The sequence below is a fragment of the Enterococcus sp. 3G1_DIV0629 genome (assembly GCF_002141285.1).
Lineage (GTDB): Bacteria > Bacillota > Bacilli > Lactobacillales > Enterococcaceae > Enterococcus_B > Enterococcus_B lactis.
The window spans coordinates 1,559,800-1,581,956 of the sequence record NZ_NGLI01000001.1; the positions used below are offsets into that span (position 1 = coordinate 1,559,800).

Below are 22,157 nucleotides of genomic sequence, written 5' to 3' on the forward strand. Positions count from 1 at the left end.
TTCTCCTTAATTCTTAGATTTCTCCGTAAACAAATGGATTTTCTGCTTCAAATTCTTTTAATGTCGGATGACGGTGATCTTTTTCAGACATAATCGCTCTTGATGGATCAATTGGCCAATCAATCGCTAAATCTGGATCATCAAATGCGATGCCTCCATCTGCTTCTGCATTATAGTAATTATCACACTTGTAAAGGAAGTTCACGTTTGGTGTCAAAGTAACGAATCCATGTGCATATCCTTTAGGTACAAGCAACTGACGATGATTATGTTCAGATAAGATAAATCCGTCCCATTGACCATAAGTCGGGCTGCCTTTGCGGATGTCCACTACTACGTCTAAAACTGCTCCAGTAACCACACGAATCAATTTTGTCTGTGCAGCTTCTCCTTTTTGGAAATGGAGTCCCCGAAGAACACCAGCTTCAGCAGATAATGAATGATTGTCTTGAACAAAGTCATAATCTAATCCATGTTCTGCAAATTTTGCTTTTGAATAGCTTTCTGTAAAAAAACCGCGATGGTCGCCAAAGACATCCATTTCTACGATTTTTACATCTGTTAATTTTGTATCTGTTACTTTCATCTGTAAGAACTCCTTATTCAGCGGCCAAATTCAATAAATATTGACCGTATTGATTTTTTTTCAAAGGCTGTGCAAGGGCTAGCAGTTGTTCTTTATCAATGTAGCCCATACGGTAAGCAATTTCTTCCAAACAAGCCACTTTTAAGTTCTGACGTTTTTCAATCGTTTCGATAAAGGTAGATGCTTCAAGCAATGATTCATGTGTTCCTGTATCAAGCCAAGCAAATCCGCGTCCCATAAGTTCTACAGATAGTTTTCCTTTATCCAAATATGCTTTATTGACATCTGTGATTTCTAGTTCTCCACGTTCTGACGGTTTGATTCCTTTAGCAATAGAAATCACCTCATTGTCATAAAAATAAAGGCCAGTTACTGCGTAATTTGATTTTGGCTGAGCAGGCTTTTCTTCAATCGACAAAGCTTGCATATTCTCATCAAATTCTACTACACCAAAGCGTTCTGGATCATTGACATGATAGCCAAATACTGTCGCGCCTGCATCTTTTGAAGCTGCTCGTTGCAACATTTTAGACAGACCGCCACCATAGTAAATATTGTCCCCTAATACCAAACAGACACTGTCATCTCCAATAAATTCTTCTCCAATGATAAACGCTTGTGCCAATCCATCTGGACTTTCTTGTACTGCATATTCGATCTGCAGTCCTAAATCATTTCCGTTTCCAAATAATTCCTTGAAACGTGGTGTATCTTGTGGCGTTGAAATAATCAGAATTTCTTTGATTCCCGCCAACATCAGAGTAGACATTGGATAATAAATCATTGGTTTGTCATAAATCGGCATCAATTGTTTCGATGTTGCCTTTGTTAAAGGGTACAGACGTGTTCCGCTGCCCCCAGCAAGAATGATTCCCTTCATGGATATATGCTCTCCTTTTTGATTTCAAATTTCACTTTGCTATTATCTCATCAATCGTTATATTTGTCATGGAAATATTAAGGATTTAAACATCTTTTATCAACGTTTAAACCATTTTCGTTTGATCAACGCCGTAATCAGATGAACACGCCAGGAAATTTTTTGGCGTAATCTAGAATGCGTTTCAATCTCACTCGCATTTAAATCATGTCTTCGATACAGTGTCAAAGGTTCTCTCAGAAACCCAGTCTTCCTTCCTCCCAACAAACCGATCCACATGTCATGCATAGGCACTTCTGACGGAATCGGCAAAATATCGGATTTCAACGAAGAGCGAAAAGCCATACCTGCACCAATATAATGACTTCGTATCACATTATTGACCCATCCTTCTTTGGAATTTCGGAATGAAAAATAGGAGGCATGGATCTCTTGCAGCTTACTGTTCACAATGATCAAATCTGAAACGACTACTAACTGATCCGGATGCTGTTCAAAATAGTCAGTGATTTTTTTCACTTTTGTCTCTAACCAAACATCATCTTGATCTGCCAAAAAGATTAGCTCTCCTTTCGTCTGCTGGATCGCATAGCCAAAATTAGCGATCAACCCTTGACGAGGTCCTGAAAAAAGCTTTATCCGTCTATCTTTTTCTGCGTATTCAGTCAATATATCCCATGTATCATCTACTGACCCATCATCAGAAATAATCACTTCATCTTCTGCTGAAAGCTGAGATAAAATACTATCCAACTGCTCTCTTAAATATCTGCCCCCATTAAAGGTAGCTATACAAACCGAACGCACGAATTCACACCTTCCAATTCTTAACATATGAGCGCAAAGTCATCCGCCAGATATGCCGGTTTTTGACGGTCAAAAACTGTTTAACTGTTCTTAACAATAATTGTTGTCGGTGACTGGATAAATGTCTTTGATCATATTCATGATAAAATCGATTTTCTGCTTGTAAAATAGAACGGTATCTATTGCTTGAAACTTTTTCATAGTCTAATACCGAAAGATCATGTTCCAGTCGTACTGGTAGTATCTCCACCGTTTTTTCCAACTGATTCACTTTCCAAAACAGCCAATGATCCAAAAAATCTAAAGAAAAAGCAGGATTAAACCCGCCAATCTTTTTTAGAAATTTGACAGACCATGCCACACCTGAATTGATTGCCATGATTCTTTCAGCTGTCGTACCGTCTACTTCTACTGCTTGTGCTGTACGATTGATATAATGATTTGAATAGACGGGAGAAACTTGCCGTCCCCCAGAAAAAATCATCGGAACTGCAGCAACACATTCATCTGTAAAAGCTACTTTACGCAAGATTTCAAAATAGTTGTCGACTAGCCTCGTATCCTGATCCAATGTAACGATACAACGTGTTCTTTCATTTGCTTGAGACAACGCATAATTATAAGCTGCCGCTAATCCAGGGTTTTGCGGATCATGATAGTAAATGGTATTTTCTTTTTCAAACAGCTCATTTTGCTGTCTTTGAGGACTATTATCGTAAATAACAAGCTGAATATGCTTTTCGCTAAGTGCTTTGCTTAATGGTTCATAAGTAGGAGATTGGCTGAATAGTTGCTGATAGAGCACGACTACTACTACTATTTCTGGTTTCATCAGAAAAAACGCCACCCCCACTTATTGAAAAATTTCATCATAGAAGTCAAAAACACACGAAAAAGTTTTGCATTTCGATGTGCACCCTTTCCATAAAAATGGACGACTGCATAAAAGGGTGTGTACAATAATTTGTAACCTGCTTTTTCAAAACTCAAACACAAGTCATTATCTTCAAAGTACATGAAGAAACGCTCATCAAATCCCCTTATCTCTTTAAATTTATCAATATCAGCTACCATAAAACTGCCCGAGATCATTCGCACATAACTATCAACATCAGTGGGCAAGCCACGGCATTCAAAGACAGCTAGCCGTTTATCAAACCTTTTTTTGACCCATTTGAAAGGCACAAAGCGCAAAACATAATCAAAAACAGCCAGCCGCTCACGGATGAGGTGCTGAGTGGTCCCATCTTCATTAAGAATCTTAGGTGCTAACATCGCGCATTCGGGATGTTCTTTCAGTAACAACACCAATGCTGTAACTGTTTCTTCATCCACTAAAATATCTGGATTACAAATAATACCATAGTGGCAATTGCTGTTCAGCAGATTGTGATTATGTCCATAACCGAAACCGGAATTTTCATCATGAAAATAGATTTCGATATACGGATATGTCACATATTCTTTTAGTCTGCTTTTATATTCCGGAAGGGAGTTGTTGTCAAAAATCCGAATTTTTATCGCTGTTTCATCTTTTACAGTTGAAATAAAATTATCTAGTGTCCGAAAAATCTTATCACTGTTCGCCGTTACAATACTAATAAGAATTGGCTGGTTTAATTTGTTATTCATCTATATGACGGTTCCATTTCTTCAAATATTTCTGTTTTACTTGCGTACGATACTCTTTATTCCCTAAAAATCGCAATGTTTTTAAAATAAACTGATGTTTCTCGTTAATCAGACCAATCAATTCAAATAATAAAATTGCAGCAAATAGCATAGCAATAATCAATACAATCGTTCCGATTCTTCCAGTATAATTCATGACCATAGCTGTGAAAGAAAACATCAAAGCCATCGCATAAATCGTCAAGACGGCACCTTTATGAGTAAATCCTAAACTGATTAGTCGGTGATGAAGATGTTTTTTATCTGCTGTAGAAAAAGAAACACGGTTTGCTTTTCTTCTAATGATAGCAAAAAACGTGTCTGTTACCGGAACGCCCATGACGATCAGTAGAGAAATTGACGAAACAAAAGTTACGTTCTTCAGCCCTTGTAGTGAAAGGACGGCCATCATGAACCCTAAGAATAACGCTCCTGTATCGCCTAAATAAATCTTTGCCGGATAAAAATTGTACGGGAAAAATCCGATAATGCTTGCTACAAGACAGAAAATAACAACCGGGATGTACACTGTGGAAGCATGAAGGAAAAAATACCCAATGATGCCTATCGTGATTAAACCAATCAATGAAATCCCTGCCGCTAGCCCATCTAAACCGTCAATCAGATTGATTGCGTTCGTGATACCGAAGATCCAAAAAATCGTTACAGGGAAACTAAGCCACCCTAATTGGATATAGCCAATAAAAGGAAGCGTAAAGGAATCAATGCGTATATCTGCTACAAAATAAATAATAAGAGAGGCAAGCAAGATCCCTACACTCTTTTGTTTAGGCGTCAGCTCAAATTTATCATCGAGTACTCCTGTGACGATGATCACCAAAGAAGCGAGCAAGATCGGCACAATATACGATTGTGGAATGATTTTACGGAATAAGAATAAAGTCGATATAACAAATGAAATAAAAATGGGCAGTCCGCCTGCGGAAGGCATTGGAACTTTGTTTATCCTTCTTTCATTTGGTTTGTCGACCATACCCGTTTGTACTGAAATGATTTTAAATACAGGTGTTAATATCAGTGATAATAAAATTGTCAGAAAAAATCTTATAACCATACTAAAAGAAACAAGCATATGGGCACCTACTTTAATTAAGAGTCATAATTATTATAAATTACTGATATAAATTTACAATAAGAACTCTTGTTTCTACTTTTTTTTATGAGAAAATTTAGCTTTCAATTTATTGAACCATTTTCGGCTTGGATCTCGACGTTTTTTGATTTGATGTCCCGTCACGTATTCTTGAACAACTGCATTGATGATTCCGCCCAAAATGATGATCGTAGCAGCAAAATTAAGCCAAAGCATGAGGACAATAAAACTTCCTATGATCTGATAACCGCTGATCCTCGTTGCAAAATATCTGGCATAGATACTAAACACTTGTGATAACAGCATCCAGCCGACAGTAGCGAAGATCGTACCTGGAATAATCGTCTTCAACTTCAACTGAGCATTAGGGACAATTAAATAAATCAAGAACATGATGACAAATAAAGCCACCAATGTGATTGGCCATTTCAACGTTTGGAACTGATCAATAAAGTTCACAGGTATTTGTACAATCGGTTGGATCGCATCTAAAATCAGCTGTCCTAAACCAAGAACGATAGTTACTCCACTAATGGCAATCATGAACAAGACGATCACAATCAGCGAGAAGAAGCGGACAATCAAAAAATTTTTTCTATTTTCTACGCCATACGCTTTATTCATCGCAATTTGTAAAGCGTTGATACTTTGACTGGCAGACCATAAGGCCGCCAAAGCAGAAACGGATAGCAAACCGCCTGAACTTTGTGTCAAAAGGTCCTTGATTGCAGGGCCAATAAACTGGTAAACGGTCTCAGGAATCACTTCTCGTAAATAGGTCAGTACAGTCTCTTGATCGATGTGGAGAAACGGCAAAATATTACCAAAAGCAATAATCAATGGAAATAAAGACAAGAGTAAATAATAAGCAACGACAACCGAGGTCGTACTCATTTCTGAATCAGTGATGCGCTTTTGAGTCGTCTCAATAAAGCGCATCAGGTTTTCATTTTGTTTTATTTTGTTCCAAACTTTCATGTACCTCTCCCGTACCTATTGATTGGCTGGTTCAATAGGTACCTTCTTCTCCTTGTGATGTCAAGATTCTAGGGCCATCTTTAGTAATAGCCAATGTATGTTCATATTGGCAAGATAATCCGCCGTCTCTTGTATAAGCAGTCCAGCCATTAGGATCCATTTTCATTTTCCAAGTTCCGGTATTGACCATAGGCTCGATCGTGATGACCATACCTTCTTTCAATCGCAAACCTTTTCCAGCTTCTCCGTAATGAGGAACGGCTGGTTCTTCATGGATCGTAGGACCAACGCCATGACCAATAAAGTCACGGACGATTGCTAGATTTTCGCCTTCTACATACGTTTGGATAGCATGACCGATGTCGCCGATTCGATTTCCTACTTGTGCTTGCTCAATACCGATGTACAATGCTTTCTTCGTTACTTCCATCAATCGGTCGATCTCAGGTGTAGATTCTCCTACTACATAAGCCCAACAAGAATCGGAAATGCCGCCTTTCAAATCGATACACATATCGACTTTTACCAAATCGCCGCTTTTCAAAGGTTTTTTCCGAGGAAATCCATGACAAATTTCGTCATTGATACTGATACAAGTTGCATATTCATACCCTTCGAAGCCAATTTGCGCAGCGATTCCTCCATGACTCTCGATATAGTTTCTGACAAATACCTCAATATCCCAACTTGTTATGCCTGGTTTGATAAAATCACGCAGATTTTTATGTACATCTGCCAATAAAGCGCCAGATTCTGCCATCATTTCAATTTCACGTGCTGATTTTAAAGTAATCATATTTTCGTCTCCTTTTTACAAATCTCTCTCATTTTAACATAGCGGCATACATTTAGCCAAATGACATTTCCCATGTGTCTCTAGGTTTTATTTTCTTTTCAACGATGTTTTGGTATAATTCATAATTGTTAAATAATTTTAAACAAGGAGGCACATCATGGCTTTAGCAAAAATCGTATATGCTAGCATGACAGGAAATACTGAAGAAATCGCCGATATTGTTGCAGAAGCATTTGAAAATATGGATATCGAAGTCGAAATCAACGAATGTACCCAAGTAGATGCAGATGAATTCGAGGAGGCAGATATTTGCGTCGTAGCTACTTATACATACGATGATGGCGATCTTCCTGATGAGATTGTAGATTTTTATGAAGACTTGCAAGAGTTGGATCTATCAGGGAAAATCTACGGCGTCTGCGGATCTGGTGATACTTTTTACGATGAATTCTGTAAATCAGTGGATGACTTCGATGCTGCTTTTGGAAAAACAGGCGCATCAAAAGGCGCAGAAAATGTAAAAGTAGATTTAAATGCTGAGGAAGAAGATATCGAAAATCTAGAAGCTTTCGCTAAAGAATTAGTCGCAAAACTTTAATATGCTTGAGATATAAAAGAGCCGTCCAGATTGAATCAATCTAGACGGCTCTTTTATTGTATTCATGGAAGAGTTCTTCGGGAGTTAAAAATGTATACGCTGTAAGAAAAACGAAATTTTCCTTATGTTGACACATCTCTTGTTATCTACTGATTGGTGAAACTCTTGAGTATATTCAATCGATTTCGATCGGTTCTTTGAGATTCAAGATTGCATCAATGCTGTCTTGGATCATTTTTTCAATCTGCTCATCAGTTGGATGGATAATGCTTGAAGACATCAAAGCTGCAATCCCGGTAGCTATGATCCATGTACCGTTATGCAAGGATTCGATCTGTTCTTCTGAAAGATCCGCGTAGGCTGGGTCCCGTTTCACTGTATTCACAAAGTAAGTATAAGAGAAATTTTGCATCTCTTTTCCTCCACCATATTCTTCTAAGTACAGTGAACGATACAACTTCTTCTCTCTTCTTGCAAAATGGATATAATTAAAAGCAAGATCGATAATCGTATTCCCTGTATGCTCAACTGGAAACACTTCGTATTGCAAATAATCATAGATTTGCTCAAAAAGAGCTTGTCTCAAGTCATCCATATTTTTGAACTCAAGATAGATCGGCTGCGTGGAACAATTCATTTTGTTCGCAATGTTTCTCGCAGTAAATCGTGTAAATCCCTCGGTGGCAGCTACTTCATAAGCAGCTGCCAAAATCTGTTCTTTAGTAATCGTCTTTTTTCTTGCCATATTTTTTTAATCTCCTCAATTTTTTTATAACGCTTCCACCATTGATTAATTTCATTGTAACATGTTTTTTTTGATATGCAAAATTAGTTTTCGATTTTCTTCACAAGCTAAAATAGCAAGTCGTGTCATAGAACGTGAAACGCAACCATAAAAAAATAACCTCCTTTTTTTATTTAAAGCTACATTGTTTGAATCATGATTAAATGGTATCATGCTAATAGTTACCAGAAAAAATGGTGAGGAGGAATTTTTATTATGTTATCCGATTTTAATGAACTTCTAAAAAAATATGCACGCTTAATTGCAGAAACTGGCGTGGCCACAGAAAAAGGTCACACAGTCGTTTTACAGATCAGTGTGGACCAAGCACCCCTTGCTCGCTTGATCACACAAGAAGCTTACAAATTAGGAGCTGCTGAAGTCATCGTTCAATGGACAGATGATCAGATTCAAAGAGAATTTCTTTTACATGCAGCAACAGATCGTATTGAGAATGTACCACAATCTAAAATCGATCAAGCGGATGAATGGCTTGAAAAAGGAGCAAGCAGGATCAGTGTCGTTTCTGCCGACCCTGATGCGTTTGCCGGTGTAGACAGCCACCGAGTAGCAACTTATCAAGCAGCTGCCGGTAAAGCACTAATGAATTTGCGCAAGGCAACTCAGGCAAATAAAGTCAGTTGGACTGTTGTAGCTGCTGCTGGTAAACAATGGGCAGCAAAAGTTTTTCCAGATCTGCCAGAAGAAGAACAAGTTGATGCATTATGGGATCAAATTTTCAAAACAACTCGTGTCTACGAAGAAGACCCTGTTTTAGCATGGAAAAAACACGATGAGAAATTAGCAAAAAAAGCAGAAGAATTGAATCAAGAACAATTTTCTGCCCTGCACTACACTGCTCCTGGTACGGATATCATCATTGGATTGCCTAAAAACCACCTTTGGGAAGGTGCTGGAAGCTACAATGCTCGAGGGGAAAAATTCATGGCAAATATGCCAACAGAAGAAGTGTTCACCGCACCTGACAGTCATCGAGTAGATGGGTATATTTCAAGTACAAAACCACTGAGTTATGCTGGTACGATCATCTCTGGTATGAAATTTACTTTCAAAGATGGAAAAGTAGTTGACTTTTCTGCCGAACAAGGCGAAGATGTCTTAGCAAAACTGCTTGATACCGATGAAGGTGCGCGTCGTCTAGGAGAAGTGGCACTTGTTCCTGACCCTTCACCTATTTCACAATCTGGTATCATTTTCTTCAATACATTATTTGATGAGAACGCATCGAACCATTTAGCCTTAGGGTCTGCTTATGCCTTCAGTGTGAAAGGCGGTACAGAAATGTCCGACGAAGAATTAGCAGAAGCTGGTTTGAATAGAAGTCAAACCCACGTAGATTTCATGGTAGGATCTGACAAGATGGATATCGATGGAATCCGCGAAGATGGTTCTACAGTACCGATTTTCCGTAATGGAGATTGGGCTTGAGTGAAATCTTGCTAAGGGCGTATAAAATAATACAAAATATAGATAAACGGATCTAAGTTAACAACTTAGATCCTATTTTTTTTGCAAACAAACTGTCTATTTTAAATAAAATAACAACATATAAAAATGAATTTCATTGAAATGCTTTGCGATCGATTTCTTTGCGTGGTATCTTAACAAGTAAAGTTGTAAATAATATCTCACTAGCAATTTGTATCTATTGTTGGAACATGCTACATTCACAAAAACAGTAAGAGTCCATCATAATCATTTAATAGGAGTCTGATGAATCATGAAAATCAAACGATCCTTGGGGCTAGGAAATTTTTCTTTAGTGATCAATTTCTTGTTTATTGTATCTTTACTCGTTTATTGTAAAGGTCAAAGACTCGTTTCATTGCTACCTTCACCTTTCCAAACATTCGTAACGATCTTGTTGATTTGCTCATTATTTGTGTCCATTTATTTATGCAGAAAATATCCCCATAATCTTAGTACTGAGATTGGTAAACGTTTGTCGCTCCTTTTTCTCTGTCTCTTTTTACTAGGTCTGCTTTTTCATGTATTCATAGAAATTTTCTTTTAATCTAAAAAAACAATGTCCTTAAAATAAAGGACATTGTTTTTTAGATATAAGTCAAAAAGATTGAACGTATTAGTGTACTTCCATTTTTCTCTTTTAAACTTCCCCTACAACTTGCACAATGAATCTTTGCTCACGATCCCAATTGAAAGCAGTTACATCTACATCTAATAATCCACTTCTTCTCAAGTGCCAAGTTAGATATTCGTCACGTGCCATATTTCTCACAAAATACGCATTACCTACTGGAATCAATTGCCACAGCGACCCTACGTCCCCCTTTGACAAATGCGGGTCTATAAACCATCCCCCACTATATACAAGATAAAAAGGATTCGACGTAAGTAACGGTGTATCTTCCCGTATATAATAACCACCCGAATTTGCATCATACTCCATCACCCAACGTTGTGCTGTATTCGATGGGGCATACGTTTCCATAAACAATTCATTCCATAAATAAGAATCTGGTTCTGTATGTGTAATAGCAAGCGTTGGGTCACTAGCAGCAAGAAGTGAAACAACTTTATTATTATAAGTATTTCTAGCATGTTCGCTAGCATCCACCGTCCCAGTCCCTAAAAACCCACTACTTAAAGATGTCAAGACGATTGTGCTAAGTATCAATTTTTTCAATAGCTAAGATAAGGTGAGTTTTTATGTATTTGTTCAGGTCCGGTAGATGTTTCGCGTCGAACAAAAAACTTCTGACTTTCCATTTCTTCTAAACGCGAAGTAAATAGCGCAGAGCTGTTTGGATCAGCTATACTTAGTACTCTTCCACTTTCACGATTCTCTAAGTAATACGCCTGTTCATTGTTGTACTTCCCTGCTAATACTAAATGCCATTGTTCATTTCCATTCAATCCAGTAATCATTCCAACGATTCCTTCTCCTTGATCAGGTAGTTCTGCAAAAAAACCTCCTCGAATGTCATAAGGATATATCATATATGATTGAAATGGGCCGCTATACATAAGTCTCCATATCTGGCTATCTCGATTAGTGAAGGAAGTCAAAAATACTTCTGTACGCTGAGAGTGTTCTACCGCTAGCACTTTGGAAGGATCAAGTATACTTCGGAAAGATACGCTTCTGCCATTAAAATCTCCTGGTTCTATTTCCCTTGCATCTGTGGGTGTTCCTCCTGTAAATGCGGCAAGTGAAGCTATCAATGTAGCACTAAGAATCCATTTTGTTAAATTTTTCATTTTTATCTCTTCTTTCGTTTTTATTTTTTATATTTTATACTTTTTGTTTCCATTAAAAAGTTTTTTTAATTTCCTCCTTTCATAATAATTATACCTTTATATCAATGCATAATGAAGTTTCTTTAATTATAAAAAATTTAATTTTTGTTGTTTTAAAATAAAAAAACCTGTACCACAAAGGATACAGGGGTTATTTATACGTTCCTGACTAACTATTACACGTCTTCTGTTGTGTTTGTTATTATAAGAAATGTTATCATAATAGGATTCCTTTTTGTTTGTGTTTTATTAAATTCGATTTTTTTTGGCACATAATTTGGCACAAGTACTTGTTCACCTATTTATTTAGTATAATAAATTCCACCTTTACAAAAAGAACGTTTGTTCGTATACTCTTTTCGAGGTGATCTTTATGATGGAAGAATTTATTAGAAAAAATATCAGTGACGAATATGCAGACTTTTATGAGCAAAGCAGCAAAAAAGATAAATTCCAGATGGATGTTTCAATCTTAGCTATATTAGCTTTTTCCGAAAATAACCAACCTGTAACTGCCAAAAAAGAAACGGTATTCTCTGAAGGTAAAATAAAAACTCGATATATATTAGAGGTAGAAACTAAGTTTAAAAACTGATTGGAGTAATGGTTATGCTTTTTAATGAGACGCAATTATGGTTTAAATTTGATCCTTCGAATAGATTTATCAAAGACTTTTATAAAGTATGGGATTCAGAAGTTTTCTTTTTAGCAATCGAAGATAGCTTATTAATCAATCTCTACTATTCCAATAAAAACTACTTTAAAATTCCTGCTGCGAAAACGAGAATGAAGAAGGATGTATACTTTTTGTTTGATATCGTGACTGACGTGCCAGACGCACGGAGCGACCATCGGCGTTATGACTATATAAAGTATACTTTCGTTGATCCAGAAAGATACAAAGATTAAAAAATATTTCAAAGTTTTGCGTATATGTATTATGAAGCCCGAAAAATCGGGCTTTTCTGTGTTTTTATATGGGAAAAGTGTTGACAGCTCATAACGTATACGTTATAATAAGTATGTAAGTTAGTTAATGACTTACAATTCTAAGAAAGGAGTTAGATATGAAATGGAAGCATAGAAAAAAGAGAACCAGAAAATTAGAAGTTGCCTTCGAAATCAATCTTCTAATATTCAAGTTCTCAGTCAAAATTAGCTGGGGGTCTTAACCCCCTGGCTTCTATGGGTCCATTATATCATATCACGTGACTAATATGAAGATTGGTGATAAAAAGGTCGTCAAAAAAGGCAAGTGGACACTTTCATTAGAACGGATTAAACTCGACTGGAAAGCTCTTTTAGGATGGATCGTATTTGTAGGCATTCTTGCATGGCTCATTTATTTCAGATAGGAGTGATTAAGTAATGAGTGAAAACAAAACCCCAGCTTCTCAAATAGAAGCAAGTAAACAGTATAGAAAACGTGTCAATGAAGACGAGGAAAAAAAGGCACATAGAAACTACATGAACGCTCGTAGAAATGCGCGATCATTCATAAACTCTAAGGCTACTCTTACAGACCTAGAAGAGTTAGAAAAGTTAATCGCAGAACGAAAAAAAGACCTCTCTCAGGATTAGCCGAGAGAGGTCTTTGATAACAAAAGAATATCTCTACAAGAGTCTTAGGTGATTCTTGGAGTCAGGTTTATAACTATCTTTATCGTAGTTAAACATTTCTAAAATTTTTTCTTTTGTCAGTCCAGTGCTAAAAGCAATTTCATTCATATAATCAGGTTTTTCACTATTCACAAATTGAATTGCTTTATTAAATAAAGTAGGGTATTCGATGGGTATTACATTATCATAAGGTTCGAACAGTCGCCATTTATTTCGACTTATTTGTTGACGTAGAAATAAAACCTGTCTACTACTTATTAACCCTAACTGTTCACCATTATAAATAATCGCTTGCAAAGAAACTTTCCAATGTTTTTTTAGCTGAATTAAATGATTCAAATTGGTAGATGTTAAATCTAAAACAAATCCTTCTTCCGGCAACAATAAACTACCTGCAAAAAAATTAGCCTCCATCTCAATTCGCTTATGATTTGAACTATTAGCAACTTCTTTTTTATTATACGAAGAATGTAATAGAATATGTCCTAATTCATGAGCTAAATTAAATCTAATTCTAACGCTAGATATACGTTGATTATTAACGATGATATACGGCTGGCCATCTATAAATAGTGTTAAAGCATCTATTTTAGCAGAACTTAGATCCTCAAAGTGAACTCTTATACCCATTTTTTCTATAAGTAATGTCATATTTGATACAGGACCAATACCTAAGCCATATTCGTTTCTAAGAGAACTAGCTATATTTGCAATATCTTCGAAATCTATTTGAGAAAATTCTTTCTTTCTTAAAGAATACTGTGGATATGAAAATTCAGGTAAATTCACATATTTACCAATCACTCTCTCAACAATACTAAAAAGAATTCCGCTTTGCTCTACTTGCTTTTGATACTTTACAGCAACTGCTGCACCCTTTCGAAAATATAATAATCCATTATCTACTCTAGTGTTCTCACTCTTTGTATAATAAAACTGTCTTGGAAACCCTAGTTTAGTTTCTATATCTAAAATTTTTTCAAAAGTGGGCTTCTTTTTATTATTTTCCCATTCAGATACCAACTGGTGGCTAACTCCTAATTCGGAGCCCAATTTAGATATTGTCCATAATTTTAATTCCCTTGCAAGCTTTAACTTATTACCCTGGAAGCCAAAGGAATTATTATTTATCATTGAGCATCACTCTCTTTAATATGTTTTTGAAAATCATCAATATTAAAATCTGACATTTCATTTTCTGTAGTTATAAATTTACTTTTATCTTCTGTTAGAAGTTCAAATTCTTTATCTACAGGTATCGAAGTATACCATAATTGATTATTTTTAGGTATTCCAAGTACAGAGAATATCGGTATATCTGTTTGGTATCCATGATTCAGTTCGACATATACTGGTTTTTCTTCAATATAACTATTAGTAGCAAAATCAAAGTAAGTTTCAAAATTATTATAACGGTAAGCTCTATATTTAGCATATCTACTTGGTTTAATTGGAGATGTCGCTTGGTTAACAATAAGGTTTGTTTTCATCTCTTGATCGTTAAATAATAAGAAAGTGTTGTTTCTTCTAGAAGTATATTCTATAGAATAATTTAAATCAATTAAGCCGTTTTTTATATATTGTACAATCATATACTCCACTGCGTAAGTTTTTAACCTAGGAAGTATTTCTTTTCCGCGAAGTTGATTTAACCAACTCTCGTCTTTTCTTAGAGTATCAATAGCTAATTGATAACCCAATTTTACCGATGAATTGAGATATACTCTCATTTCCTTATCGAACGTTTTTGTCAAAAATTCTTCTGGATCCTCTTCTTGAAATATATACTTATATTCTCCCATACGTTGCCTCCAATACATTTTTGTCATTGCAACTATTTTACAACATTTACGCATTTTTTGCAACTAAACATCATTTAAATCTCTATGTACGCCCCTCGCAACGAGGGGCTATTTTTATTTACAACGTTAAATAAATATCAGAAATCCGCACATCGTTCACTGAGCCTTCACCGTTTGACTGATTACATCGGCGCAAAATAATATCAATCTTCTTCCCTTTCATCCAACTAGAATCAAAAGTAACATCAAAACCTAGCGCATCGCCACCTTGATATCCGTATGCCTTTTTGACGTCTGGACGAGCAATCCCTTGAGATTGGATACGTGTTAATTCTTTAGGTGTCCCGTGTTCCATCACAAGTACGTATGCGTATGTTCCAATTGCACCTTGTGGTTTATCAGGAACCAACCAACCAGCCACACGAACTTTTTTGTCTGATACCTTCTTGAAAATATCTAGTTTTCCATAGGCGTTCCCTTGATGCGTTGGCGTACTTGCTGATACTTTATCATCATGATTCTGATCTTCTGTACTGCCATCAGGTTTCAATGCGGGATTATCATAGTATTTCTTGATTTGTGAAATAAAGTACTCTTGCATTTGAGCAGTGATGGCTGCGGGAACTGCTAACGTAGAATCATAGCCACAATGTTCCATCAGTGAACGCTTAGGACATTCAGTAGCTGAAAATTGATGATGGCATTTGATTGTATCTCGGTTAACTGGCAATCCGTAAAAACGAAGATCCTCCGCTGCTTGCCAGAAAGCATTTTGCTCCGCTTGTAAGAAGACTGCTTTTGGCGTTTCCCGATTTCCACGCACTTCATATCCGATATAGCTGTTATTGCCGTCAGAATTAGCGACGTGCCAAGCACGATTATAAGTATCTTCTGTCCGAATAATCGTGTTTTCATCACAGTAATAATGAGCAAATCCTGCTTCTAACTGTTTATCTGTCATTCCTGCCAAACGATTCATTTCTTGTTCTGCAGTCGTGTTTGTCCAAGTATTATGGATGACTACACCCTTCACATCTCCTACACGTCTACCTGCTACACCACGACATACTGAATTATTGATAATATTGACCATTATTGTTTTCCTCCTAAAGTATTATTTTTGTCTTTTCCTTGTTCTTCAGATGAATCTTTCAATTTACTGAATCGATCTTTCACAAAATCTGGAATTGGGATTCCTAATTGACCTAAATTCTCGATCACCGAGATTCCGTAAACAGCAATGTATGAAAGCACAAAAGCTGTTGCGACTCCTTCAAAGTTCATGATTTTAAGATAGGGATACGCAATCAGCACAAGCGCCACGACAAGCAAATGCTTTACTACCCCCATCAGTCCTTTAGTACTATTTGTTTCTTTTCCAGCAAGTCCCTTACAAACTCCTGTAATGATATCCGCAATGACAATCCAAACAAAAATTTGAATATAAACGTTGCTTACTAGATTTTTAAACTCTGATAACAAAACTAAATTATCAATGATCACCATGTTTCCACCCTTCACTTTCTATTTTTGCCCATACAAAAAGCGCACTCGTTTGAGTACGCCTCTATTCTTCGCTATTAATAATCTCATCCGCTTCTTCATCCGTAATACATAATGGAACAAATTCACGAACCTGTTCTTCTGTAAAACAGCCCCAGTCAAACATCATTTTCACATCGCTAAAACTGAACATACTACTTGCCTCCTTCTGATTCTGGATTTAATTGCTCTTTAATTTCTGCAATATCCTTGCTGTTTTGAAGCGAAGCCAGCATTGTCTTTGAATTGATTTGTGCTAAACTGTCAGCTTTTTCTTTTAATGCAGTATTTTCCTGTTTAATTGCTACATCGTTTAGCATGAGTTTGGCATTGAGCTGTTTTAGATTACCATTCTCGTGTTCCAGAGCCTCGTACACTGCTTCAAGATTATTTAGCTTATTGTGATCCAATACATTCGTCAAAACAATCCATCGGTTTTCTTGCGGATCAAATAATTGATCATTAATTGTTAACGGCTCCCCATCTGAACGAATTCCTTCTAATGGTGGGACATCAGTAAACGGGACAGTCATAACCATATCATCTAACACTTTTCCGGCATATTCCCCACCAGGCTTGCCATACTTCCAAATATCTTTCATTTATTTCACTCCTAGTCTATATAGTATTGAATTGGCGCTAAAAACAAGTTGACTGTTCCCCTAAATGAAGGTAGACCGCAAACGCCGTTCGGTCGGATATAAGCCATCCCGCCATTGTCTAAAGTATTGCTACTTTGTGGTGGTAACAAGAATTGATACTCATAATTATCAGTTGGATTACTTGGTCTAAATCCTTCTGGAATCGTACAAAAATCTTGTGTACTTAGCGTGCTACCTTTTAATGATCCACGGAACATTACTAGTTTTCCAATTCTCCTGATTTGTCCCTGTTTGTTCCAGGAGTGGCCGTTGATCGCTGTTAGATTTACCCATCCAGTATCTTCTGGAACTGTAGCAACTTCTTTACCTGCAATCTGTAACCCATCTTCAAAGTTTTTTAAACCTTCAACTGACTGTGGTTCGGTCAAACTAACCGTATTATTCAAGCCTTTTTCAGTATATTCAGGTGTGACATCCCAACTGTAATCATTGGGATTGTTGCTGTCTTTCAAGCCTTCACCGAAGTATTTAAACTGACTAATATTCGGAGTTCGGGTGTCGCCTTCCTCTAGTTTTAACCACTTAATTGTACATTGACCTACACTTGTGTTTGGTACCTGATAAATCTGCACTTGTGGGCTAGTAGGGTGTGAATCAGTACTTGCGGTAAATGTTGCAGACCAAGTATCAGTTACTCCTTCTACTGGCTTCAAATCACCAAATCCCCATGGACTTCCTGTAGCTTGCGTAAAGAATGGTCTAAAAACCTGTGTTGCTGGCTTAGTTCCTTCCAGTGTGATGGTATACTTCTTGCCTTTTACCATTGGTTTGGTGTTATAGGTTTTAATAAGATAGTTACTATTAGTAACTGGTTGTTGTGATTCTGGTTTAATTAGATTCTCTCCCAGTGGAACCTTGCTCAAATAATATGGAGCATTGAGTAGATTAGGCTGGTATGGGGTGGCTATTGTACCAATTTCTAACTTAACATCATAGCTGACACTAACCGTTCCTTTGTCTTCACTGTTAACTGAGAATATTTGAACATAACAATTTGTCATACCAGTTAAATTAGCTTTTGTTGTCCCAGTAAATGTATGAGTGATCATTTTATCGCGTTCTACATTTGCTGGTAGTAATACATTAATGGGTAGTTCTGTACCACCAGATTCATTTAAATATCTAACCCTAGCCCCTATAGTATTGGTCTCCCCAGTCCAATCTGAACCAACACTCATAGTAACGGTTAATGCGTACGGCGTAGATGGTCGTAAAGCAGTTATAAGATACCTATTATTAGCTTCCGCTGTGCGCGGAATACCTAAGCCAAGCGATAATATGTCGCCGGCATCAGCTGTTCTAGTTTTAGTATGAGTTATAACCCTTTTAACACTATCTTTAACTGTATCTCCATTAGCTAGCAAAGACCCAACCCACGGGTCTGTAATATATGGCATTAAATTCGGATTCCCACTATAATCATAGTCCCCGAAGTCGATGCTGTTACTGTACATCTTTTTCAGCTTGCCGAGATCGCCGATTTGCTGATTGGTTTGATCAATACGATCATTTGCCTTATCAATATTAGTATTGAGAGTTACGACATCTTGATTGGCTTTCGTGATTTTGTCGTTTGTGTCTTTCAGTTTCGCATCAATCTGCGTTTCGGATTCCGCAATTTTCTGTTCAATCTCTTGCTTTCCATCAGCTAGAATTTTTTCGATTTTATCGATTGTCTGGCTAAAACCATTGAAATAATAGTCTTCTAGTTCTGGCGTACTATCATCGATTGGACTGCGTTTGATGTCAAAAGTAAAACGACCAGCCGTGTCTAACGACTGATCATTTGGGAAATCAATATAGATACTTCCATCTACTCTTCCTTGATATCCTAAAATATTATCTTCTAATACAATAGACACAATGCCATTCAAACGATCTTCAATTGTCGCAAGATAGTCATGCTTACCATAACCACCTTCTGCCGTTGCAGATTTAAATATCAAGCGAATAGGAACCATAGTTCCTTCTGGTAGACTTTGAGGAAGTCCATTTTTCTGCAATTTGAAGCGAAGCTTGGCTGTACCTCGATCATAAGACCAAAAAACTACACCTGTTGAAATAGGTTGAATCGCTTCTGCTTGGATAATAATAATGGATTCATTGGTTTTATAAATCATTAGGACAACACCTGCCCTTTCGCGATGATCAAACCTGAATTAACAATTTGATGACGTGTAGTAGCGAAGGCCATAGTTTTAGACATGCCATCACGCATGGTAGCATTGTTTGCTACCATGCCAATATTATTGTTTTTTCCGTTGTTTAAAGAAGAAGCAAGTACGTCAGCTAAAAGCGCTGAATGAATAACTGTGTTTTGATTTTCAAAATATGAATTATAGATATGACATTTTGCTGCATTTGCTCTTACTGCTACGTGATCTTTAATTGATTTCGTATCTTCTTTACAGGTGACACATGCAACTGCTAAATAGCCACTATTTTCAATATAAAAAGTGGAACTAGTATTTGCTTGATCTACCCCTTGTAAGCCGTAAATTCGAAAGTAACCAGAGCAATAACTAAATGATATACGTCTGACTTTTACAGACCTATCTGCACCTGTTGTATAGCCGTCATCATCTACGTTGTCCTTAGGACGAATATGGATTTGAGAAGCATTTATATTTTTGACTACTACATCCTCTAGATAAACGCCATTATCGATCCAAATCGTCACTACCTGAGTGCAGATTAATGGAATTTGATTGACTGCCGTTTGTATTGTTGCAAAAGGTTTCTCTTCTGTTCCATCACCTGCCTGGTCACTACCTTTTTCTGCTGATACATATAAATCGAGATTATTATTACTGCCGCCAATTATTGTCTCTACGCTAGTATTCAACTGATCCACTTGTTCCGCTGTTGCGTTCTGCCGATCGGTCAATGCCGCTATTTCAGATTCTTGTTTTGTTTCAGTCGCAAGAAGTCTTCCTTGTAATGTTTCGAAGGTTGCCCCTTCCCTGTTAACTCTAGCATCTACTACTTCGTTCGGTGAATCCCCACCCGAGTTGATTACGAGATTATCAATACGACTGTTCGTTGTTTTGTCTTGATCAGATAGTTTCTTTTCAAGATCATTGAGGTAGTCAATGTTTTTATTAAATTTCTCTTTCCATTCCGTAGAGATACGGTTACTGATTAATTTTAATAACCCCATCAAATCACTCCTTTCTGCGCCATTTCAGCGAGTATCGACGTCATTGTTTTCTTTGTGTTGCTCAATGTGATTTCTGGCGGCTTATTTGGTATCGCTGGATACGTCTTGATTCCTACCACTTGAATGTACGTATTGATATTCAAAGGTTCATAAATGAATGGGACGTGATCGCCTTTTTCGGGACTTATTTTCCATTTCAACGTTACAGATCCCGAAATACTTGGATAGTCTTGCAAGTCTGTCTTTAACCGCTCGAGCATGTTCCCTGATACGGTATACCGTTCGTCTTTAACAGGATCTTGTATCCTGATTCCCCACTTCTGTGATTCAGGACTTGTGTAAGTGATAGGAGTAAATATATAGTCACTATCTTTAGGATTCTCAGTATTTGCGCCATCCTTCAATTTTCCATATCCTTTGATTTGTGTCTTTAGACTGTACGTATCAATATCGAATGACACTTCATCTGTATTGTATTTATAGCGAATCTGTTCTTCCGTCCGCTGGCCGTACTCACTGGCAGGATAAAAAGTTAGATGTTTATTATTCGGAATCACGACTGCATTATAGTCAGACAGAATCTCATTGATCAGCTTCAAGTAATTCGCATTACCGAAGTTTTCTTGTTCAACTGTAAGGAATTTATGGTTTGGATCAATGACTTCCCATGTAAAGCCGCGACTACCTACACTAAATACATGCGTAAGCAACTGGCTAATAGATCTCGCACCAGTTACTGTATTGTACTGATAACCATCTTGAACGGTGTAATAGATATGTGTCGCAACCACTTGTTTCGTCAACAACTGTCCAAGTGCTTTGCGAGTCATTTCTTTGATTACAAATTCCTGTCCGTTGTAAAAAACAGAAGACTCGTATTCAACTAAATCAAATACTTCCTGATTCAACGAATTGCTGGTAACGGTAAAGCCAATCTCCCACGTTTTATTTTGTTGCCAGTTTTCATAAAAAGAACCCTTGTCATAGCCGACAAGGATTTCTTCTTTTGTTTGTTCATAATTTCGAATAATTAAATCAGTCACTCAATCACCTACTTATATAAGAAACGGAAATCCCATGAAGATTTCACGCGAGTAATATTTTGGATCTCGATTTCATTGACACCCTCAACCAAATTGATTAGGCCATGATTCGTATTGATCCCACAACTTACACCGTTCAATTTTGGAATCACGCCATCCAAGACTAATGTCTGTCCGAGATTCGTAGAAAGTGATGGATAGTAAATAAATCGATCGCCAGTTGTTTTATTGAAAATCGTCACATTTCCTTCTGATTCTCCTTCTAATGCGATCCGCAGATAATGTTCACGTGGATCAATTTCAAAGCTTCCAGCATTGTAAATAATGAAGTGACTCGTCTGATGCGTGTACTTGTAATCTTCCGCCACTAGACCTTGCGAGAATTGCCATTCTTCCTCTAGATTGAAATCCGTTAAAGTGGTTGCGATGGATTCAGCACTCCCCGATGGAATATTAAAGGTTATTTCTATCGTAGAATAATCGTTCTCTTCCTCAGTAATTTCGAAATTTGTTGGATTTACTTTAAATCTTTTTCCTGGACTTAAATCATAGGAAATGTAATATTGATAACCAACAAAAATCAGCTCATAGAACTCTGTTAATAGCAGTTCTTTATCATGCTTATTTTTGTAAAAGATATCAAAAGTCAGCACTAATTCAAAAGGACGAAAACTAGCATTAGCTTCTCTGCTACCGTTCGTCCCTTCAAAATCTTCGTAATTCACTTCATACACTGGTGCTTGACGTTTGATTTCTTTACATACAATTTTTTCTTTTCTTTGCGGATCAAACAACTTCCCATTTTGATTGAACTGTAATTTGTAAAACAATT

General features: G+C 36.9%; 26 protein-coding genes. 5 read left to right on the plus strand and 21 right to left on the minus strand.

Annotated features, from left to right (window positions below; translation table 11 throughout):
• Positions 1–13: 13 nt before the first annotated feature.
• From rfbC to map, 8 genes are all read right to left on the minus strand, one after another.
• The gene (rfbC, locus tag A5816_RS07830; RefSeq protein ID WP_002292883.1) at positions 14–586 is read right to left on the minus strand and encodes a dTDP-4-dehydrorhamnose 3,5-epimerase; all 573 of its coding nucleotides are present in this window, start codon (positions 584–586) and stop codon (positions 14–16) included.
• Positions 587–599: 13 nt separating this feature from the next.
• The gene (gene rfbA / locus A5816_RS07835) at positions 600–1,466 is read right to left on the minus strand and encodes a glucose-1-phosphate thymidylyltransferase RfbA (RefSeq protein WP_002292884.1); all 867 of its coding nucleotides are present in this window, start codon (positions 1,464–1,466) and stop codon (positions 600–602) included.
• 99 nt (positions 1,467–1,565) lie between these two features.
• A complete protein-coding gene (locus A5816_RS07840) occupies positions 1,566–2,300 on the minus strand; it encodes a glycosyltransferase family 2 protein (RefSeq protein WP_086311061.1) in 735 nt (244 codons plus the stop codon).
• Positions 2,278–3,105: a glycosyltransferase gene (locus A5816_RS07845; protein ID WP_086311062.1), complete on the minus strand. Its 828-nt coding sequence runs from the start codon at positions 3,103–3,105 to the stop codon at positions 2,278–2,280. Before A5816_RS07845 ends, A5816_RS07840 begins: the two co-directional genes overlap by 23 nt.
• On the minus strand, positions 3,105–3,905 hold the full coding sequence (locus tag A5816_RS07850) for a glycosyltransferase (protein ID WP_002375235.1): 801 nt from the start codon (positions 3,903–3,905) through the stop codon (positions 3,105–3,107). Before A5816_RS07850 ends, A5816_RS07845 begins: the two co-directional genes overlap by 1 nt.
• Positions 3,898–5,037 carry an MraY family glycosyltransferase gene (locus A5816_RS07855; protein WP_002329034.1) on the minus strand — a complete coding sequence of 380 codons (1,140 nt, stop codon included), beginning with the start codon at positions 5,035–5,037 and terminating at the stop codon, positions 3,898–3,900. The genes A5816_RS07850 and A5816_RS07855 overlap by 8 nt, the downstream gene beginning before the upstream one ends.
• 75 nt (positions 5,038–5,112) lie before the next feature.
• Entirely contained in the window at positions 5,113–6,036 is a 924-nt protein-coding gene (locus A5816_RS07860; RefSeq protein ID WP_002292890.1) for a YihY/virulence factor BrkB family protein, read from the minus strand.
• A 31-nt stretch (positions 6,037–6,067) separates the two neighbouring features.
• Positions 6,068–6,832: a type I methionyl aminopeptidase gene (gene map, locus A5816_RS07865; protein ID WP_002292891.1), complete on the minus strand. Its 765-nt coding sequence runs from the start codon at positions 6,830–6,832 to the stop codon at positions 6,068–6,070.
• Positions 6,833–6,989: 157 nt separating this feature from the next.
• Here map and A5816_RS07870 point away from each other — a divergent pair, with 157 nt between their 5' ends.
• Positions 6,990–7,430 carry a flavodoxin gene (locus tag A5816_RS07870; RefSeq protein ID WP_002292892.1) on the plus strand — a complete coding sequence of 147 codons (441 nt, stop codon included), beginning with the start codon at positions 6,990–6,992 and terminating at the stop codon, positions 7,428–7,430.
• Between the two features lie 175 nt (positions 7,431–7,605).
• Here the strand turns inward: A5816_RS07870 and A5816_RS07875 are convergent, their stop codons facing one another.
• The gene (locus A5816_RS07875; RefSeq protein WP_002292894.1) at positions 7,606–8,175 is read right to left on the minus strand and encodes a TetR/AcrR family transcriptional regulator; all 570 of its coding nucleotides are present in this window, start codon (positions 8,173–8,175) and stop codon (positions 7,606–7,608) included.
• A gap of 255 nt (positions 8,176–8,430) precedes the next feature.
• Between A5816_RS07875 and A5816_RS07880 the strand changes: the two genes are divergently transcribed.
• Positions 8,431–9,663: an aminopeptidase gene (locus A5816_RS07880; protein WP_086311063.1), complete on the plus strand. Its 1,233-nt coding sequence runs from the start codon at positions 8,431–8,433 to the stop codon at positions 9,661–9,663.
• 679 nt (positions 9,664–10,342) lie between these two features.
• On the opposite strand, the gene A5816_RS07885 is transcribed toward A5816_RS07880, so the two are convergent.
• The gene (locus A5816_RS07885) at positions 10,343–10,813 is read right to left on the minus strand and encodes a hypothetical protein (RefSeq protein WP_256926058.1); all 471 of its coding nucleotides are present in this window, start codon (positions 10,811–10,813) and stop codon (positions 10,343–10,345) included.
• A gap of 65 nt (positions 10,814–10,878) precedes the next feature.
• A complete protein-coding gene (locus A5816_RS07890) occupies positions 10,879–11,457 on the minus strand; it encodes a hypothetical protein (protein ID WP_086311065.1) in 579 nt (192 codons plus the stop codon).
• A 412-nt stretch (positions 11,458–11,869) separates the two neighbouring features.
• Here A5816_RS07890 and A5816_RS07895 point away from each other — a divergent pair, with 412 nt between their 5' ends.
• From A5816_RS07895 to A5816_RS07905, 3 genes are all read left to right on the plus strand, one after another.
• A complete protein-coding gene (locus tag A5816_RS07895) occupies positions 11,870–12,091 on the plus strand; it encodes a hypothetical protein (RefSeq protein WP_086311066.1) in 222 nt (73 codons plus the stop codon).
• 14 nt (positions 12,092–12,105) lie between these two features.
• Positions 12,106–12,405 (plus strand): DUF5960 family protein, encoded by a 300-nt coding sequence (locus tag A5816_RS07900; protein ID WP_002318491.1) that lies wholly within the window; start codon positions 12,106–12,108, stop codon positions 12,403–12,405.
• Positions 12,406–12,864: 459 nt separating this feature from the next.
• Positions 12,865–13,077 carry a hypothetical protein gene (locus A5816_RS07905; protein WP_086311067.1) on the plus strand — a complete coding sequence of 71 codons (213 nt, stop codon included), beginning with the start codon at positions 12,865–12,867 and terminating at the stop codon, positions 13,075–13,077.
• A gap of 33 nt (positions 13,078–13,110) precedes the next feature.
• Here A5816_RS07905 and A5816_RS07910 read toward each other — a convergent pair whose 3' ends face one another.
• The 10 genes from A5816_RS07910 to A5816_RS07955 form a co-directional block, all read right to left on the minus strand.
• Positions 13,111–14,250, minus strand: a complete 1,140-nt coding sequence (locus A5816_RS07910; protein WP_086311068.1) for an XRE family transcriptional regulator — start codon at positions 14,248–14,250, stop codon at positions 13,111–13,113.
• Complete coding sequence (locus A5816_RS07915) at positions 14,247–14,918, minus strand: hypothetical protein (RefSeq protein WP_086311069.1); 672 nt, start codon at positions 14,916–14,918, stop codon at positions 14,247–14,249. Before A5816_RS07915 ends, A5816_RS07910 begins: the two co-directional genes overlap by 4 nt.
• Positions 14,919–15,036: 118 nt before the next feature.
• Positions 15,037–16,011 (minus strand): N-acetylmuramoyl-L-alanine amidase, encoded by a 975-nt coding sequence (locus tag A5816_RS07920; protein ID WP_086311070.1) that lies wholly within the window; start codon positions 16,009–16,011, stop codon positions 15,037–15,039.
• Positions 16,011–16,424, minus strand: coding sequence for a phage holin family protein (locus A5816_RS07925; protein ID WP_002333628.1), 414 nt, complete (start codon positions 16,422–16,424; stop codon positions 16,011–16,013). The genes A5816_RS07920 and A5816_RS07925 overlap by 1 nt, the downstream gene beginning before the upstream one ends.
• A 61-nt stretch (positions 16,425–16,485) precedes the next feature.
• The gene (locus A5816_RS07930; RefSeq protein WP_083314616.1) at positions 16,486–16,614 is read right to left on the minus strand and encodes an XkdX family protein; all 129 of its coding nucleotides are present in this window, start codon (positions 16,612–16,614) and stop codon (positions 16,486–16,488) included.
• Between the two features lies 1 nt (position 16,615).
• Positions 16,616–17,062 carry a hypothetical protein gene (locus A5816_RS07935; protein WP_086311071.1) on the minus strand — a complete coding sequence of 149 codons (447 nt, stop codon included), beginning with the start codon at positions 17,060–17,062 and terminating at the stop codon, positions 16,616–16,618.
• An 11-nt stretch (positions 17,063–17,073) separates the two neighbouring features.
• A complete protein-coding gene (locus A5816_RS07940) occupies positions 17,074–19,242 on the minus strand; it encodes a BppU family phage baseplate upper protein (protein WP_086311072.1) in 2,169 nt (722 codons plus the stop codon).
• Entirely contained in the window at positions 19,242–20,282 is a 1,041-nt protein-coding gene (locus A5816_RS07945; RefSeq protein WP_086311073.1) for a hypothetical protein, read from the minus strand. The genes A5816_RS07940 and A5816_RS07945 overlap by 1 nt, the downstream gene beginning before the upstream one ends.
• Complete coding sequence (locus A5816_RS07950; protein ID WP_086311074.1) at positions 20,282–21,325, minus strand: phage tail protein; 1,044 nt, start codon at positions 21,323–21,325, stop codon at positions 20,282–20,284. The genes A5816_RS07945 and A5816_RS07950 overlap by 1 nt, the downstream gene beginning before the upstream one ends.
• Positions 21,326–21,333: 8 nt before the next feature.
• Entirely contained in the window at positions 21,334–22,155 is an 822-nt protein-coding gene (locus A5816_RS07955) for a phage tail domain-containing protein (protein ID WP_002318069.1), read from the minus strand.
• Positions 22,156–22,157: the final 2 nt, after the last annotated feature.

What these genes read in the sequence shown, in the direction of transcription:
- rfbC (WP_002292883.1), bottom strand. Translation starts at nt 586, where the DNA reads ATGAAAGTAACAGATACAAAATTAACAGATGTAAAAATCGTAGAAATG.
- rfbA (WP_002292884.1), bottom strand. Translation starts at nt 1,466, where the DNA reads ATGAAGGGAATCATTCTTGCTGGGGGCAGCGGAACACGTCTGTACCCT.
- A5816_RS07840 (WP_086311061.1), bottom strand. Translation starts at nt 2,300, where the DNA reads ATGTTAAGAATTGGAAGGTGTGAATTCGTGCGTTCGGTTTGTATAGCT.
- A5816_RS07845 (WP_086311062.1), bottom strand. Translation starts at nt 3,105, where the DNA reads ATGAAACCAGAAATAGTAGTAGTAGTCGTGCTCTATCAGCAACTATTC.
- A5816_RS07850 (WP_002375235.1), bottom strand. Translation starts at nt 3,905, where the DNA reads ATGAATAACAAATTAAACCAGCCAATTCTTATTAGTATTGTAACGGCG.
- A5816_RS07855 (WP_002329034.1), bottom strand. Translation starts at nt 5,037, where the DNA reads ATGCTTGTTTCTTTTAGTATGGTTATAAGATTTTTTCTGACAATTTTA.
- A5816_RS07860 (WP_002292890.1), bottom strand. Translation starts at nt 6,036, where the DNA reads ATGAAAGTTTGGAACAAAATAAAACAAAATGAAAACCTGATGCGCTTT.
- map (WP_002292891.1), bottom strand. Translation starts at nt 6,832, where the DNA reads ATGATTACTTTAAAATCAGCACGTGAAATTGAAATGATGGCAGAATCT.
- A5816_RS07870 (WP_002292892.1), top strand. Translation starts at nt 6,990, where the DNA reads ATGGCTTTAGCAAAAATCGTATATGCTAGCATGACAGGAAATACTGAA.
- A5816_RS07875 (WP_002292894.1), bottom strand. Translation starts at nt 8,175, where the DNA reads ATGGCAAGAAAAAAGACGATTACTAAAGAACAGATTTTGGCAGCTGCT.
- A5816_RS07880 (WP_086311063.1), top strand. Translation starts at nt 8,431, where the DNA reads ATGTTATCCGATTTTAATGAACTTCTAAAAAAATATGCACGCTTAATT.
- A5816_RS07890 (WP_086311065.1), bottom strand. Translation starts at nt 11,457, where the DNA reads ATGAAAAATTTAACAAAATGGATTCTTAGTGCTACATTGATAGCTTCA.
- A5816_RS07895 (WP_086311066.1), top strand. Translation starts at nt 11,870, where the DNA reads ATGATGGAAGAATTTATTAGAAAAAATATCAGTGACGAATATGCAGAC.
- A5816_RS07900 (WP_002318491.1), top strand. Translation starts at nt 12,106, where the DNA reads ATGCTTTTTAATGAGACGCAATTATGGTTTAAATTTGATCCTTCGAAT.
- A5816_RS07905 (WP_086311067.1), top strand. Translation starts at nt 12,865, where the DNA reads ATGAGTGAAAACAAAACCCCAGCTTCTCAAATAGAAGCAAGTAAACAG.
- A5816_RS07910 (WP_086311068.1), bottom strand. Translation starts at nt 14,250, where the DNA reads ATGATAAATAATAATTCCTTTGGCTTCCAGGGTAATAAGTTAAAGCTT.
- A5816_RS07915 (WP_086311069.1), bottom strand. Translation starts at nt 14,918, where the DNA reads ATGGGAGAATATAAGTATATATTTCAAGAAGAGGATCCAGAAGAATTT.
- A5816_RS07920 (WP_086311070.1), bottom strand. Translation starts at nt 16,011, where the DNA reads ATGGTCAATATTATCAATAATTCAGTATGTCGTGGTGTAGCAGGTAGA.
- A5816_RS07925 (WP_002333628.1), bottom strand. Translation starts at nt 16,424, where the DNA reads ATGGTGATCATTGATAATTTAGTTTTGTTATCAGAGTTTAAAAATCTA.
- A5816_RS07930 (WP_083314616.1), bottom strand. Translation starts at nt 16,614, where the DNA reads ATGTTCAGTTTTAGCGATGTGAAAATGATGTTTGACTGGGGCTGTTTT.
- A5816_RS07935 (WP_086311071.1), bottom strand. Translation starts at nt 17,062, where the DNA reads ATGAAAGATATTTGGAAGTATGGCAAGCCTGGTGGGGAATATGCCGGA.
- A5816_RS07940 (WP_086311072.1), bottom strand. Translation starts at nt 19,242, where the DNA reads ATGATTTATAAAACCAATGAATCCATTATTATTATCCAAGCAGAAGCG.
- A5816_RS07945 (WP_086311073.1), bottom strand. Translation starts at nt 20,282, where the DNA reads ATGGGGTTATTAAAATTAATCAGTAACCGTATCTCTACGGAATGGAAA.